The sequence below is a fragment of the Acidobacterium sp. FHG110202_01 genome (assembly GCF_059115305.1).
In genome coordinates this window covers 177,117-192,443 of sequence record NZ_JBZYWJ010000007.1, presented here as the reverse complement: position 1 = coordinate 192,443, position 15,327 = coordinate 177,117, and the positions used below count along the sequence as shown (strand labels likewise).

Below are 15,327 nucleotides of genomic sequence, written 5' to 3'. Positions count from 1 at the left end.
GAGAACTGAATGGGCGTTGATTCAGGTGTTTTAGTGGAGAACGAGAAGCAGAGCCGCAACGATGCCAACGATCTTGTGAATGCGGTGGTGAACTATGCGCGCCGCATGCTGGTGAAATATGGCGAGTTCGGACCGATCGGGTTTTCGCTTGCGCCTGACCGTAAGGTGAATAACGAGACGGTCGCACATCAGGACATGCCGGCCGATCCGGCGCTGCTTCTCGATCTACTGGAACAGCAATTGGGCGAGAGAGCCGCCAGGCAGGAGATCATCGCCGCGGCTGCGGGAGCCAACGTGACTCTCGACAAGCCTTCGAAGGAAGGCTTTACCGATGCGGTGCTGATTGAGGTCGAGCACCAGAGTGGTTACTGCATCAAAGCCTTCGTTCCGTACAGAATGAGTGGAGGACAGCTGCGCAACCTTCTGCCAAGGATCGTCCGTTTCGGCGGCATCAAAGTACAGGACGGGGCAGCGCGGTGGTTTGCGCAGAGATAAAGAACCACTGGATAGGGACCGCTTGACGGGTGAAATTTTTGAGTGGGACGACAACAAGGCGAGGCATAATCTCAGGAAACACGGCATTTCGTTTGAAGAAGCATGCACCGTGTTTGAAGACCCTTATGCCATCACAGTAGAGGATGCCGCCCATTCTGAATTTGAGCCTCGTTTTGTGACTATTGGCCTATCATTAATCAGCAGAGTTTTGATTGTGGTGCATACAGACCGCGAGCGGGCAATCCGTATTATCAGCGCCAGAAGAGCAACCCTTTCTGAAAGGGCACAATATGAATCGCAACGTTAAAAAGATCGCCCCTCAGGAAGAACCGGATGAGATGAGGTCTGAGTACGACTTCAGCTCTGGACAAAGAGGGAAATATGCTCACCTCTTTGGCGAAGTTTCTGGGGATGAAGCTCTGGTCGCGTCCTTCTGGGGAGAAAAGGGACTGACCACACAGCGTTTTGATAAAGGGCATACACGTTTCTCTAAATCACCGGATTTCAAGCTATATAAAGATGATCGTCTGGTTGCCTACTGCGAGGTCAAAACATTTCAGCATGATGACTGGCTTGACAAGAAATTGGAAATAACAAGGCCAGGAGAATTGGCAGGCGGCCTCCGCCCGGATCCGATTTACAACCGGATATCGAATGCAGTGCATACCGCCGCAAAACAGTTTGAGGCAGTGAATCCAAGCCATAGCGTGTTCAATTTCCTGGTGGCAGTGAATCGTGACAAGGCCGCCAAACATGAAGACTTAGTCAGTGTGTTGACCGGTTATTGGGACCCGCTTCACGGAGTTCTTGAAAAAACTCATGAGCAGTTTTCTGAGGGTAGAATTCGGAATGAAAAAGGAAAAATTGATCTCTATTTGTGGATGAAACCAGTGTCAGATGGCCGTCTGCAACTGAAGGACTGCTTCTTCGGAAACAATCAGACTATCGACCCCGTGTGCCGCTTGCTCGACATCGATAAAAGCAAAGTAAAAATTATCCCTTAACCCCCTTTCACCTCATGCCAACGAAACGCAAATCCAAAGGCGCTTACATGATCTCGGCTGTGGCCGAGATGTATGGCATTCATCCCCAGACATTGCGCCTCTATGAGCGCGAAGGGCTGCTGAAGCCATCACGCACGGAGGGCAACACCCGCCTCTATACCGACGAAGACCTGGAGCGGCTGGAGTTCATCCTGAATCTGGCGCGCGACCTCGGAGTGAATATCGCCGGCATCGCCATCATCCTGCAGATGCGCGAGCGCATGGAAGAGATGAACCGCCAAATGACGAGCTTCGTGGACTACGTCCGCAGCGAGATGCTGCACCACATGCAGCACGGCGTTCATCAGCAGGGATCGGCGATGGTGCCGCTGCGCCGGCCTGTAGTGGTCGTCCAGCAGGGGAAAACCAAGCGGCAGTAAGAACTCCGCAACACTTCAAGAGAACCGCAGCATCCAGGAAACAAAAACAGGCATGGCCTCGGTCAGCCGTGCATAAATCAAATGGAACAAACTTTGCACAAATATCTTTCTCCATCTATTAGTGCGATAGAGAAAGCTTTCGTTTCATGAACCGTAATTAGCAGATTTCGCATCTCACCGGGTAGAAACATCGTTCCATTCGCGGTATTTTCATCTTTCAGTCGTATTGTTGTTTCTCGATCACGTCAGTCTTCATGATTGGCCTCGGGAGGGCCTTCCACCATGAGCGAGCCGCTTTCGCCGGAATTGCTGAACAAGATGAACGCCTATTGGCGCGCAGCCAACTATCTTTCAGTCGGCCAGATTTATCTCAAGGACAATCCTCTGCTCGAACGCCCGCTTGCCATGGAAGATGTCAAGCCGCGCCTGCTTGGGCATTGGGGAACGACGCCGGGGCTTAACTTCCTCTATGTCCACCTGAACCGCATCATCAACGAGCACAACGCCAACATCATGTACATTATCGGTCCTGGGCACGGCGGCCCTGGCCTGGTGGCGAATACGTATCTCGAAGGCTCGTACACGGAAATCTACCCGCACATTGAGCGCAACAAGGATGGCGTGAAGCGCCTCTTCCGTCAGTTCTCATGGCCCTATGGAGTGCCGAGCCACGTCGCTCCGGAAACTCCGGGCTCCATTCACGAAGGCGGCGAGCTGGGCTATTCGCTGCTGCATGCCTATGGAGCAGCGCTCGACAACCCTGATCTCCTGGTGGCCTGCATCGTCGGCGATGGCGAAGCGGAGACTGGTCCGTGCGCGACCAGCTGGCACTCGAACAAGTTCCTGAATCCGATTGTCGATGGCGCGGTGCTGCCGATTCTGCACCTGAACGGTTACAAAATTGCCAATCCGACGGTGCTGGCGCGCATTCCGCAGAGCGAGCTTGAATCGCTGATGCGCGGCTACGGATACAATCCCTACTTCATCGAAGGCAGCGACCCCACGACCATGCACCAGGAGATGGCTGCGCTGCTCGACAAGGTCTATGCCGAGATTCGGGACATCCAGAAAAAGGCGCGCGACAATAACGACGCAACGCGCCCCACGTGGCCGATGATCGTGATGCGCACCCCGAAGGGCTGGACCGGCCCCAAGGAAGTAGACGGCAAGCCTGTAGAGGGCACATGGCGCGCACACCAGGTTCCCTTTGCCACCGTGCACGGCAATCCTGAGCACCTGAAGCTGCTCGAAGAGTGGCTGCGCAGCTACAAGCCGCAGGAACTGTTCGACGAGCACGGCATGTTCCGTGACGAGCTGGCTGATATCGCACCCAAGGGCCTGCTGAGGATGGGCATGAATCCGCATTCCAATGGCGGCGGACTGCTTCAGCCCCTGGAACTGCCAGACTTCAGGCAGTATGAGGTGAAAACCTCCAAACCTGGCGAGGCGTCAGCAGAAGCGACACGCGTGCTCGGCTTTTTCCTGCGCGATGTGATGAAGGCAAACCTGAAGTACAAAAACTTCCGCATCTTCGGTCCCGACGAAACGGCCTCGAACCGCCTGGATGCGGTCTATGCAGCCGCGGAGAAGCGCTGGGTTGCCGAGACGCTTCCCGTCGATGAGAATCTTGAGCCCGATGGACGTGTGATGGAAATCCTGAGCGAGCACACCTGTCAGGGATGGCTCGAAGGCTACCTGCTCACCGGACGCCATGGCTTCTTCTCTTCCTACGAGGCGTTCATCCACATCGTCGATTCCATGTTCAACCAGCATGCGAAGTGGCTGAAAGTGACGCGGTGCCTGTCATGGCGCAAGCCCATCGCATCGCTCAACTACCTGCTTTCCTCGCACGTATGGCGCCAGGACCACAATGGCTTCACTCACCAGGATCCCGGCTTCATCGATCACGTTGCCAACAAGAAGGCGGATGTTGTCCGCATTTATCTTCCACCCGACGCAAATACCCTGCTCTCAGTTGCCGATCACTGCCTGCGCAGCCGGCATTATGTGAATCTCATCATCGCAGGCAAACAACCCGCCCCCATCTGGCTCACGATGGATGAGGCCATTCGTCATTGCACGACGGGCCTTGGCATATGGGACTGGGCGAGCAACGACGATGGCGATCCCGATGTAGTGATGGCCTGCGCAGGCGATGTTCCCACGCTCGAAACCCTGGCTGCGGTCTCGCTGCTGCGCGAACATATTCCTGATTTGAAGATTCGCGTCGTCAACGTTGTCGACCTGATGGCTCTGCAGCCGGTTATCGAACACCCACACGGGCTTCCTGACGAAGACTTCGACCGCCTGTTCACCAAGGATAAGCCGGTCATCTTCGCCTTCCACGGATACCCGACGTTGATTCACCGCCTGACCTACCGGCGAGTCAACCATTCGAACATCCATGTTCGCGGCTACAAAGAAGAAGGCACCACAACCACGCCGTTCGACATGTGCGTGCTTAACGACATGGACCGCTTCACCCTCGCGCTCGATGTGATACGCCGTGTGCCCCGCTTGCGCCAGATGACGGACGAAGCGCAGCAGAAGTTCAGCGAAATAAGGCAGCGTCACAAGCTCTATGTCTCTGAGTACGGCGAAGACTTGCCCGAAATCCGCGATTGGACATGGACGGGAGGCGGGAGGGGAGCAACCAGCCAGGACACCGGCGGCGACAACGCCTAGGGACTGGCCGTCCAGGCGGACGCGCGCTTCGCGCGCCGTTCGTGCTGGTGTCTGGTGGCTTTGGCTTTCTTCTCGCTTCCTTTGGTCGCTCTGTTTTGTGACCGATTGAAGATCATGAACGGACTGCTTATGAAACCGATTCTTGCCATCAACAGCGGCTCGTCTTCACTCAAGTTCGGGCTCTTCGTCGATCGAAGCGGAGACGAGCAGATGCTGGCGATTGGCAATGCGGATGCAATCGGCAGCGACCTTGGCAAGCTCGATATCAAGGATAAACACGGAAAGACAGTCTACAGCGATCAGCATCGCTTTCCTTCGCAGAAGGAGGCGCTGGCCCACATTGCAAAAACATTGGAGTCGCTTGCGCTTCCTGCGCCGGCAGCCATCGGCCATCGTTTTGTGCATGGCGGTCCCAAGCTGGTCTCACACATAAAGATCGATGATCATGTTCTAGCTTCCCTCGAAGCAGCAGTGCATTTCGCGCCGCTGCACATTCCGCCCGCTGTTGCTCTGATTCGCTACACAGATACGCTTTATTCCGGGTTGCCGCAGTTTGCCTGCTTCGACACTGCATTTCATCAGACCATGCCCGAGGCTGCGTATCGCTTTGCGATTGCCGAAAGATATTTCCACCAGGGCGTAAGGCGCTACGGCTTTCATGGATTGTCGTATGCGTCGATCGTTCATGCTTTGGGAAAAGACCTCCCGCAGCGCACTGTGCTGGCCCATCTCGGCAGCGGAGCCAGCCTCGCTGCTGTTTATGAGGGCCGCTCGGTCGATACCAGCATGGGGCTTACGCCCACTGGAGGTATCCCCATGGGCACGCGCACCGGCGACCTCGACCCTGGCGTGCCGCTCTTTATTCTGCGCAGTGAAAAGCTCAGCACCGACGCGTTAGAGTCCCTGCTCAACCATGATGCGGGATTGACAGCCCTCGGCGGCACGAATGATATGCGTAAGCTGCAGGCTGCGTCTTCGGCGGGCGATCGCAATGCGCGGCTGGCAATTGATATCTTCTGCCGCGCCATTGCCAAGACCATTGCTTCGTTTGCATCGGTGCTCGGCGGTCTCGATTTGCTTGCTTTCTCCGGAGGAATTGGCGAGCACGATGCCGCAGTACGCGCGGATGTATGCAGACAGCTTGCTTTTCTTGGAGTGGCCCTGGATGAAGGCAGCAATGCAAAGGCATCTGCAATCATTTCCGCGGATGTGAGCAGCGCGGTCGTGCGCATCATGTCCACCGAAGAAGAGAAACAGATTGCGCGGCACGTGAGAGCTCTACTGAAATAACCCGCCGTTCTATATCTTGATGAAAATTTTCTTCCAGTAAAGCACCAGGCACGGCAGGAAACACACTGCCACAAACGCCAGCGAATAAATCAATGCGCCGAAAGATGGATCGGGAATCGGTGCGAACACATTCGTATAAATCACAGCTCCGAGTGACTTGTGCACGCCGTCGAAGGTGATAGCGATTGCCCCCAGCGCCGACGCCAGCAGCTCGGAAAATACATAGGCAGCAATTGCATTCGATCCGAATACAATCCAGGGAAATGTCCAGCCGCGCTTCCACTGCTTGATTTCGATGAGCCAGTAACAGATGGCCAGTCCCAGCAGCGAACATCCTGCGGCAAACAAAACATAAGAACTGGTCCAGAGCTTCTTGTTGATGGGAAACCAGTGGCCCCATATCTTGCCCAGCAAGATACCGGCAATCGCCGCCGCAAGTATGCCCAGGAACTTGGTGCGGATCGTTCTCTCCGTGCGCAGCCACATGGCCGTCAGCATGCCAAGCAGCGCAGTCCCCACTGCGGGAAGATTGCTGAGCAGACCCTCCGGGTCGCGCGTGCCTTCATACAGCCTGCCGGGAAAGATATGCCGGTCAAGATAAGCAACCCAGTTCGCATCCTTGTCGAGCAGCGGAATGTCGTGTGTCGGCACTCCATAGCCCGGCACAGGGACCCAGCGCATGATGATCCAGTAGGCCACAAGCGAAAAGACCAGCACGACGATCTTGCTGGTCGCGCCGCGCTTCCACAGATGCAGCGCGCTGACGATCAAAAGGCAAACTGCAAAGCGCTGCAGCACTCCATAAATACGCAACGTCGAGAGAGGGAAAAAAGGAAAACCGTTGACCACAAGCCCCAGGAGAAACAGAATTACCGAACGCCGCAGAGCGTGAGCCATCAGGGACGCCTTCGATACGCCTTTCGCCAGCCGCGATTCAAACGAGAAGACCAGCGATATTCCAGCGACGAAGAGAAATGTCGGAAAAACCAGGTCGGTCGGCGTCCAGCCATTCCATTCAATGTGTTTCAGCGGCCAGTAGGAGTAGCGGTTGCCGTTGTTCACCAGGATCATGAAGGCAATGGTGATGCCGCGCAAAACATCAAGCGAGACAAGCCTGGTTTGAGTGCCGGTAGCAGACGGGCTGGTTACAGTAGTGGCCATCATAAAAATGTACGTATGACCGCTACTGTAACTCGGAAACAGCAAATAAGAAAGGACTTCAGTTCAGCCCGGTAGCTCGCGGGGCTGGAGGCCGGTGCCTGTTCAGGTGCACTCTGCCTCTCAGGTTGAAGCCTCTGCTGTTCATAGCGCCTGTGCTCCACAGAACTGCAAGGATGCACGCAAAGATGATTGCGCCCATGATTCCCAGAATCGCCAGCATATCAACCTCACTTCCTGTTTAGTAGGAGACCCGGAAACGGTCAGTGGTTGGCCACAAATTCAGTCAACTATCCACCTTAAGGTGGGCATTGAAGTCACCCCGGAGGTGCAAGACAACCCCAACACCTGCCAAGTATTGTTCCCCTGAACCTTCCCTGCAATTTCAGAACAGAGGCAAGGATACATACCACCTCTTCGAGGAGTGCCATGACACGCAAGACCCTGTTGTTCATTTTTCTTTTCTGCGCTGTTTCCATTACTGGGCACGCACAGGTGAACTATGCCGTCGTGCGCGGCGCTGTTTACGACCAGCAGGGCCACACGATACCCGGCGCAACTATCGAATTCACCGCGACGGCAACAGGAGCAAAGCGCACCGTTACTTCCAATGACCACGGCTTATATGAAGCTGCCGGTCTGCTCCCGGGCGAATATCAGTTGCAGGCTACGCATACAGGCTTTTCTCAGGCAGCGCAGCGACTGCAACTGGAAGTCGGGCAGGAAGCTGCGGTCGATGTTCATCTGCAGGTCGGCGGAGATTCGCAGACCGTAATTGCGACAAGCGCTGCAGAGATGTTGAAGACGACCGATGCCAGTGTGGGCGAGGTTGTGGATCGCCGCTCGGTGCAACAGCTGCCGCTGAACGGACGCATGCTGGTTGACCTGATGCTCACGGTTCCAGGCGCGCACGTAAGCCATGGCGCGCAGACTGGGGACATGAACGCACTCTATTGGCGGCCGGGACAGCGGTCGGCGGTGAGTATCGGAGGCACGCGCCCGAATGCGAATTATTTCCTGCTCGACGGCGCTACAAACACCGATCCCACATTCAACACGCAGAACCTGAGCGCCTCGCCCGATGCGGTGCAGGAATTCCAGATTGAGATTGGCAGCTACTCGGCGGAAATGGGTGGAGCGGGCGGCGGCCAGGTGAACATCATCACGCGCTCCGGCTCATCGTCATTTCATGGAACGGCCTATGAATACCTGCGCAACGACGCATTGGACGCACACTCCTTTAACGACATGGGAGGCAACAAGCACCTTGTCCAGAACAATTTCGGAGCGGCTTTCGGAGGCCCGCTTCTCGGCAAAAGCCGTCACACATTTTTCTTTGCGAATTATGAGGCGTTGCGTCACATAGCTGCCATGACCATGACGGACACAGTGCCGACACAGGATGAAATCAACGGCGACTTCAGCATGAGTGGCGTAAATATTTACGATCCTTCAACGACCACGCCGAATCCGAATTACAACCCGAGCCTTCCGGTCAGTCCCGGCAATCCGCAATTTACACGCCAGCAGTTTGAATACAACGGCATGATGAATGTCATTCCGCCGGATCGCATCAATCACGCTGCCGCAGTCATGCTGGCAAAATATGTGCCTCGTCCTAATGTGATGATGGGCATGGGTGGAGCGGGGATGACCATGATGGGCCAGCCCACGGTCGTCGGCGCCGGCAATGATGCCAATAACTATCTCGATGTGCGCAATGAAGTCCATTACACCGACCAGGGTACTCTGCGGTTCGATCATGACTTCAACGGTGGCGATACTGCCTTCATCCGCTACAGCGCAGGCGGCGAGCATGGATTCATGCCTGAGAATCTTCCCGGCTTCGGGTTTTATCACGACAATCTTGCGCAGCAGGGTGTCCTGGGATGGAACCACATCTTTTCACCGCAATTCCTGAATATGGCAACGCTCGCCATCTCGCGGCTCAGCATGAACCACACCACTGAAAGCGCGAACAAGAACGACATTGTGGGCGAGCTGGGTATTCAGGGCACAGGCTATGGCGGGCCTGGAGCATGGGGCGCACCCTATTTCACAGTGCAGGGTTATTCGCCTCTCGGAGATAACTATCTCGCGACCCCCATGCACGCATGGGACACGATCGTCGAGGGCCGCGACACCTTCAGCTGGCAGAGTGGAAAGCACAGCTACAAATTTGGTGGAGCGTATCAGAAGTTCATCTGGCCGATGTGGGGCTTCTTTCAGAACCGCGGCTTCTACCAGTTCACCAACGGATTTACTACGGACATTGGCGCTAACGATGGCACCGGCTCCGGACTGGCGAGCTTCATGCTTGGCCTTCCTGTAGCAAGACAGGGACAAGCCGGCATTCCGCAGATGAACCTGCGGCAATGGTATGCCAACGGCTATGCGCAGGACACATGGCGCATCACATCAACGACCACGCTTGATTACGGACTGCGCTATGAGTACATGAGCCCGCTCGTAGACATCAAGTACACGAACAGCAATCTCGTCATTGATAAAGACGGCGTGCCTTCTGTCTTCATTGGCGGCCAGAATGGCTACCCCCGCGGGCTGACATACCCTCCGCAAACTGATTTTGCTCCGCGCCTTGGAATAGCACAGAGCGTTCCGCGCATGGGGCTGGTGATGCATGCGGCTTACGGCATCTTTTACACCCCTGTGGACATGAATACATGGTGTAATCAACGCCACAATGTTCCCTATGTATTTCCCGAGACTGCGCAGAGCGACAACTTCACTTCATCGATCAATGGGTTTGATTTCCCGCAGCCGGTGCTGGGAACGGTAACGGTCAGCTTTACTGCCATGCCGCTGCATCCGTCGCCGCAGTACATTCAGCAATGGAGCGCGTCGGTCGAGCAGTCCCTGGGCAAGGAAACTACGCTTGAGATTGGCTATCTCGGCTCCGGCGGATTTCACCTGCAGCGCTCACATCTTATTAATAATGCGCAGCCCGGACCCGGCCTGATCCAGCCGCGCCGCCCGCATCCGCGAATCAGCTTCGTGCCGGATTCGGTCTTTCCGTCAAATGTAACTGTTGCCAGCACAAATTTTCCGGTCAGCACCATCAATTATCTTGAGAACACGGCACAGAGCTGGTACGACGCAGGCTACGTGAATGTACGCCGCCGCTACTCCGGAGGGCTGAGCCTGCTTGCCAACTACACCTTTTCCAAGAGCCTCACCAACGCCCCTGATTTCCGTTCGCCCATGTTTGAGGCGGCGGTCCCGCAGAACAACTATGACCTGAATGCTGAAAAAGGCCCGGCTTGCGATGTGCGCCACCGATTTGCCTTGAGCGCCGTTTATGACATTCCAGCATGGGCGCAGAACAGGTTTACACAGGCCGTTACGCAGAACTGGCGCGCCTCGACTGTCTTTCAGGTGCAGACCGGGTTCCCGCTGACCATCTCCGTCTTTGGCGATACAGCGAATGCTGGCACCGCTGTGGGTGAAAACCCGATCCGTGCCAACGTCACCGGCAAGCCAGTTTTCGGTCCGGGAACGCGCAATGCGACGACCTGGTTCAATCCAGCGGCCTTTGCCACTCCTCCGGCATATACGTTCGGTACTGCCGGACGCAACTCCGTTTATGGCCCGGGCATGCAGACAATGGATCTGGCTGTTGTGCGCGCTTTCAGCCTGACAGAGAGATTGAAACTCGAGACGCGCGGAGAATTCTTTAACGCGCTGAACCATACGAACCTGGGAACGCCGAATCGCTTTATAAATACGGCGGGATTCGGCTCCATCACGGAAGTGACGACGCCCGGGCGCGAAGTCCAGATAAGCGCGCGGCTTTCGTTCTAGTGCAAATTAGGGCCCCTCAGCGTGATGGAAGGTGATGAATGCTGAAGGGGCTTGTCAACGATTCCGTAAGTAACATTTTTCTGTAAGGCGCTGGTTTCAAATGATATTTGTGGCAACGAGCAGTGAGCGGACATTTCTACTCTTTCTGATATCCTGAATAGAGAGCAAATTGACAGAAAACCCGTCTGACTGACGGGTTTTTTCTTGCCTGGAATCAGGACTTTACGAGGAACCTTCCTGTTTTCAATACTTTGATGCACTTAGCAACGAAGATCGCGCGTTTTCAAAGACTTAACACCCTGGGGAAGGGGGGAGGGGCCTCGCACTGGATATTGTCATCCCGACGAAACCCGGGGCCTCCGGAACCCACTGTTCGCGTTTTGGGTGGTGGAGAGCGGAGAAACCTGCATTACTCCACCATCGAGCGAAGTGCCATTTCCAGTTGCGCTGTAATTGTGTCCGCGTCGCTGCTCTTGTCAAAGCGCATGAGCTTGCCCACGTGGACCTCCAGTTTGCCTGAACGAAACCAGCCGCGGCCTGCCTGTTTCAATTCGCCGAGACCAAGTAGCGCGACCGGCAGCACAGGCACATTCGATTCCTGCACCAGCAGCCCAATGCCTGGACGGAATTTCTCGAGCTTCCCTTTCGTGCGCGTGCCTTCAGGAAAGATGAGGACACTGTACCCGTGATCAAGCGCCTGTCCGGTGTGCGCAAAGCTGTCGCGGAAACCCGCAGTGCGCGGGAGCGGAAAGGCATTGAACAGCGCGGTGATGAGCCAATAGGCTGCAGGCGCAAGGACATTCTGTAACCATGAATCCTGCCCGCGCGCATGGCGAAAATCATCGAGGATATTGGCGGCCATGGCAATGGCGACATGCCTGCGAAGTTTTCCCGGAAGCGCATAGAGCGCCAGCGCTGCATCGTAGGCGGTGATGTGGTTGGCGATGATCAGCACCGGTTGTTGTGGCGCTCGGAATTCCGGATCACGAACGACGCGCGGCGCTCCAAGAAAACGCGCCAGCGGCCGCATGATGCACTCGATGAAACAGGCACGCAGAGTATGTACCGGCCATGACCATGGCCAGCGTGGATAGATGTACTTCACCGATTGACGCTGCGGAAAAGAAACAGCGCCAGTTTCCTGAGATAAAGGCGTTGCCTGTCCGTTGCTGAAGCCTAGCTGGTGCCGCAGTTCGCCCAGCGTGTTGATACGCATCAGCGCCGTGTCATCCAGCGTAAGACCCAGGCGCTGCTCGAGCTCGCTTTGCAATTGCACGCGGCCCAGGCTGTCGAGATGCAGGTCTTCATCGAGCCGTGCTGTATCCGATACATTTGTCGCAGGACTGCGGGTGATGCGCGCGATCAGATCCAGAAGAGCATCGGCACCGTTCTGCGCCTGAGTTTTCTCTGCGCTGAGCGCACTGGCCCACTGCGCCACTTTCCCTCGCTGAATCTTCCCAGTCGATGTGCGCGGGAAATCCAATCCAGGCCACAATCGCCAGTAGCGAATGCGCTGGTATTCGACAAGATTTGCGTTTGCTGCGCGAACGGCTTCGGCTGCGTCCTGTTCTGCTCCTCGAAACAGCAGGACAGCCATGGCTTCCGTTCCGCCGGGCAGATTTACGGGCACAACCACAGAAGCACGCACGCCGGCCTGCCGGTCGAGCACCGCTTCCACATCTTCGGGATGAATATTCAACCCGGAAGACGTGACGATGGTCTGGTTCTTTCTTCCGAGGAACTGATAGCGGCCCTCCTCGTCACTGCGCGCCAGGTCCCCGGTCGCAAGCCATTCATCAGGAGACTCCTGCAGCTTGCCGCTCTTCCACGTTGCCGTCGAAACCATTTCGCCGCGCACAAAAATCTCGCCTTCATCCGAGATGCGAATCTCGCGCCCCGGAAGCGGCTTGCCGATTGTACCCTTGCCGATCTTGAAGGGATGGTTCAGCGTGATGAGCGCTGTCGTCTCCGTCATGCCATAGCCCTGGACGAGCGCAAAGCCCAGCGTATTCCAAAAAGACTCAAGCTCCGGAGGAAGTGACGCACCCCCGCAAACGAAAGCCCAGAATTTGAATCCGAACAGGCGATGAATTTTGCGGAAGCGCCACCAGCGCTTCCAGACCGATTCCCCTTTGGCCTTTGCGATTTCGCTTGTCAGCTCAGGATGCAGCAGCAGGAGATGAGAACGCAGCAGATCAAGCACCCGCGGCACGGCTGCAAGCACGGAGATGCGTTCGCGCTGTATCAACTCTATCAATCGCGGCGCCTGCAGGCGCGATTCAAAATGCACTTCCGCGCCCAGCAGGACAGGCAGCCACAATCCCATGAACTGCCCGAAGACATGGCTCAGCGGCAGCGTATGCAAAAAACGGAGCGGATGCACGAATCGCTCGTAGCGGAGATACTTCTGCATCTCGCGCTCAATAGGGGCAACGCTGGCCAGAACATTGCGGTGCGTGTGCACCACCCCCTTCGGCTCGAACGTAGTGCCGGAAGTAAAGAGAATCTGCACCGGAGTATTGAGATTGAGGGTCGGTTCTACGATGTCGGCAGGTGCATCCTGCGGAAGCGTGGCCTTCAGATCACCAAGAACAAGCTGCGGAGCATCACCGTGAATTTGAGAAAGAAGAGAGGAATCGCCAACAACCAGTTTTGGCTGCGTGTCATGGAATACCCGCTGCGCAAATTCGATGCTTCCTGCCGCATCGAGCGGCACAGCCATCACTCCGCGCAGCACACAGCCGAAAAATGCGGCCACCCACTCCGCGCTGTTCTGTCCCCAGATGAGGACACGGTCGCCTGTGGCAATCCCGCGTTGCTTCAGTTCAAAAGCAAAACGGCGCGCCAGCGAAGCCACTTCTGCATACGTCGCGCTCGTTCGCCGGTTGCCACGATATGTAACTATGGCGATTTCATTTCCGCGCCGGGCGAAATCCTCGACCAGCGTTGCAAGATGTGGCCGCATGCTAGCTCCGCGCGAAGTCTATGTAGCCGCGCTCAGGATCAGTATGGACCAGCGTTACTTGAATTTTGTCGCCCACATCCACGCCCTTCGCGCCGCGCACCAGCATGCCCTCCACGTGCGGCGCTTTGGTCCTGACAAAAGTCCCATGCTCGTTTACGCCAGTGATAATCGCAGCGAATTGCTGCCCTATACGGTTGCGCATGACAACAGCTGCGATTCGCTTCCGCATGTCGCGCTCCACTTTTCGCGCCGCGTCTTCCTGCCGCGTGCATTGCTGCGCAATTGCAGCCAGCTCATCGTCAGAGTAAGGCGACTTCTGCTTCGCCAGCATGGCCTTGAGCAATCGCTGCGTCACCAGGTCGGCATAGCGGCGGTTTGGAGCGGTCGAATGCGTGTAATCCTGCACTGCCAGTCCAAAATGACCTTCTGCTGTCTCACCATCCCGCTCGAGCACATATTCGCCTGAGCCCAGCAGCTTCACAACCGATAGAGAGAGATCAGGAAAACGGTCAGGATCGGCGGATCGGCGCTCGCACAGGAAATCATGCAGGGCCTTGGGATCCGGCGTATCCGGCAGCTTCGTGCCATATTGCGAAGCCAGCTCTACGATGCGGTCCCAGCGCTTCGGTGTTTTCACCACTCGCCGGATGGAGGAGCAATGCGCCTCTTCGAGGCTCTTCGCCACTACCTCGTTTGCGGCGATCATGAAGTCCTCAATCAGGTCGGTGGCGAAATTCCGCTGCTGCTGTTCGATCTCGACAGGCTGGCCATCCTGCATCAACGGACGTGTCTCAATCGTTTCCAGATTCAAGGCGCCACGCCTGTAGCGCTGGACACGCAGAAGCTGCGCTACGCGGTTTTGTATCTGCAACTGCTGTTTGATTTCATCCGATGCTGCAACCTTGGCGGGAGGGTTCGCTCCGCTCATCAACCATGCCCCAATGGATGGATACGCCAGTTGCGCCTTGTTCCTTACGCTCGCGCGATAGATGGCGCTTGAGTTGACACAACCCTGTGCATCAACAACGAACTCGTAGACAACGCTCAGCCGGTCTTCATTCTCGAGCAAAGATGTCAATCCGGTCGACAACTCATCCGGCAGCATGGAGAAGTTATGGACCCCGGAGTACACAGTCGTGGTCTGTTTGCCAGCAAATTTATCGATAGCCGAGTCTTTCGGCACGTATACGTCTACGTCAGCGATCCCGATACGCACGCGAACTGCGCCATCGCTCATCTCTGCGACCGCTTCAATCTGATCGAGATCACGCGACGTATCGTTGTCGATGGATGACCACGGCAAGTCGCGCATATCGCGCATGCCATCGAAGCCTTCTATGGAAAGTGGATGCACCTGGATCGCGGCCACTTCATCTTTTGCAGCTTTCGAAATTCCAGCATCAAAGCCGCGATCCACCATCGAATGCCGCGCAGCCGCCTGCAGGTCAAAACCGTCAGAATGATTCATAGGCCCGAGACAAAGGTACAG

General features: G+C 56.1%; 10 protein-coding genes. 7 read left to right on the top strand and 3 right to left on the bottom strand.

Annotated elements, in window-relative coordinates:
- Positions 1-9: 9 nt before the first annotated feature.
- From AC5S16_RS16040 to AC5S16_RS16015, 6 genes are all read left to right on the top strand, one after another.
- Positions 10-495 carry a hypothetical protein gene (locus AC5S16_RS16040; protein WP_493931104.1) on the top strand — a complete coding sequence of 162 codons (486 nt, stop codon included), beginning with the start codon at positions 10-12 and terminating at the stop codon, positions 493-495.
- A gap of 22 nt (positions 496-517) precedes the next feature.
- Positions 518-802 (top strand): BrnT family toxin, encoded by a 285-nt coding sequence (locus AC5S16_RS16035; RefSeq protein ID WP_493931103.1) that lies wholly within the window; start codon positions 518-520, stop codon positions 800-802.
- Positions 786-1,499, top strand: coding sequence for a hypothetical protein (locus AC5S16_RS16030; RefSeq protein WP_493931102.1), 714 nt, complete (start codon positions 786-788; stop codon positions 1,497-1,499). Before AC5S16_RS16035 ends, AC5S16_RS16030 begins: the two co-directional genes overlap by 17 nt.
- Before the next feature lie 14 nt (positions 1,500-1,513).
- Positions 1,514-1,918 (top strand): MerR family transcriptional regulator, encoded by a 405-nt coding sequence (locus AC5S16_RS16025; RefSeq protein WP_493931101.1) that lies wholly within the window; start codon positions 1,514-1,516, stop codon positions 1,916-1,918.
- A 282-nt stretch (positions 1,919-2,200) separates the two neighbouring features.
- The gene (locus tag AC5S16_RS16020) at positions 2,201-4,603 is read left to right on the top strand and encodes a phosphoketolase family protein (protein ID WP_493931100.1); all 2,403 of its coding nucleotides are present in this window, start codon (positions 2,201-2,203) and stop codon (positions 4,601-4,603) included.
- Between the two features lie 129 nt (positions 4,604-4,732).
- Positions 4,733-5,893 carry an acetate/propionate family kinase gene (locus tag AC5S16_RS16015; RefSeq protein ID WP_493931099.1) on the top strand — a complete coding sequence of 387 codons (1,161 nt, stop codon included), beginning with the start codon at positions 4,733-4,735 and terminating at the stop codon, positions 5,891-5,893.
- Positions 5,894-5,902: 9 nt separating this feature from the next.
- On the opposite strand, the gene AC5S16_RS16010 is transcribed toward AC5S16_RS16015, so the two are convergent.
- Positions 5,903-7,057: an acyltransferase family protein gene (locus AC5S16_RS16010; protein ID WP_493931098.1), complete on the bottom strand. Its 1,155-nt coding sequence runs from the start codon at positions 7,055-7,057 to the stop codon at positions 5,903-5,905.
- A gap of 423 nt (positions 7,058-7,480) precedes the next feature.
- On the opposite strand from AC5S16_RS16010, the gene AC5S16_RS16005 reads away from it, so the two are divergent.
- Positions 7,481-10,873 (top strand): outer membrane beta-barrel protein, encoded by a 3,393-nt coding sequence (locus tag AC5S16_RS16005; protein WP_493931097.1) that lies wholly within the window; start codon positions 7,481-7,483, stop codon positions 10,871-10,873.
- A gap of 409 nt (positions 10,874-11,282) precedes the next feature.
- Here the strand turns inward: AC5S16_RS16005 and AC5S16_RS16000 are convergent, their stop codons facing one another.
- Both AC5S16_RS16000 and AC5S16_RS15995 read right to left on the bottom strand, forming a co-directional pair.
- Positions 11,283-13,838 (bottom strand): AMP-binding protein, encoded by a 2,556-nt coding sequence (locus AC5S16_RS16000; RefSeq protein ID WP_493931096.1) that lies wholly within the window; start codon positions 13,836-13,838, stop codon positions 11,283-11,285.
- Position 13,839: 1 nt separating this feature from the next.
- Entirely contained in the window at positions 13,840-15,306 is a 1,467-nt protein-coding gene (locus tag AC5S16_RS15995; protein ID WP_493931095.1) for an RNB domain-containing ribonuclease, read from the bottom strand.
- Positions 15,307-15,327 lie beyond the last annotated feature (21 nt).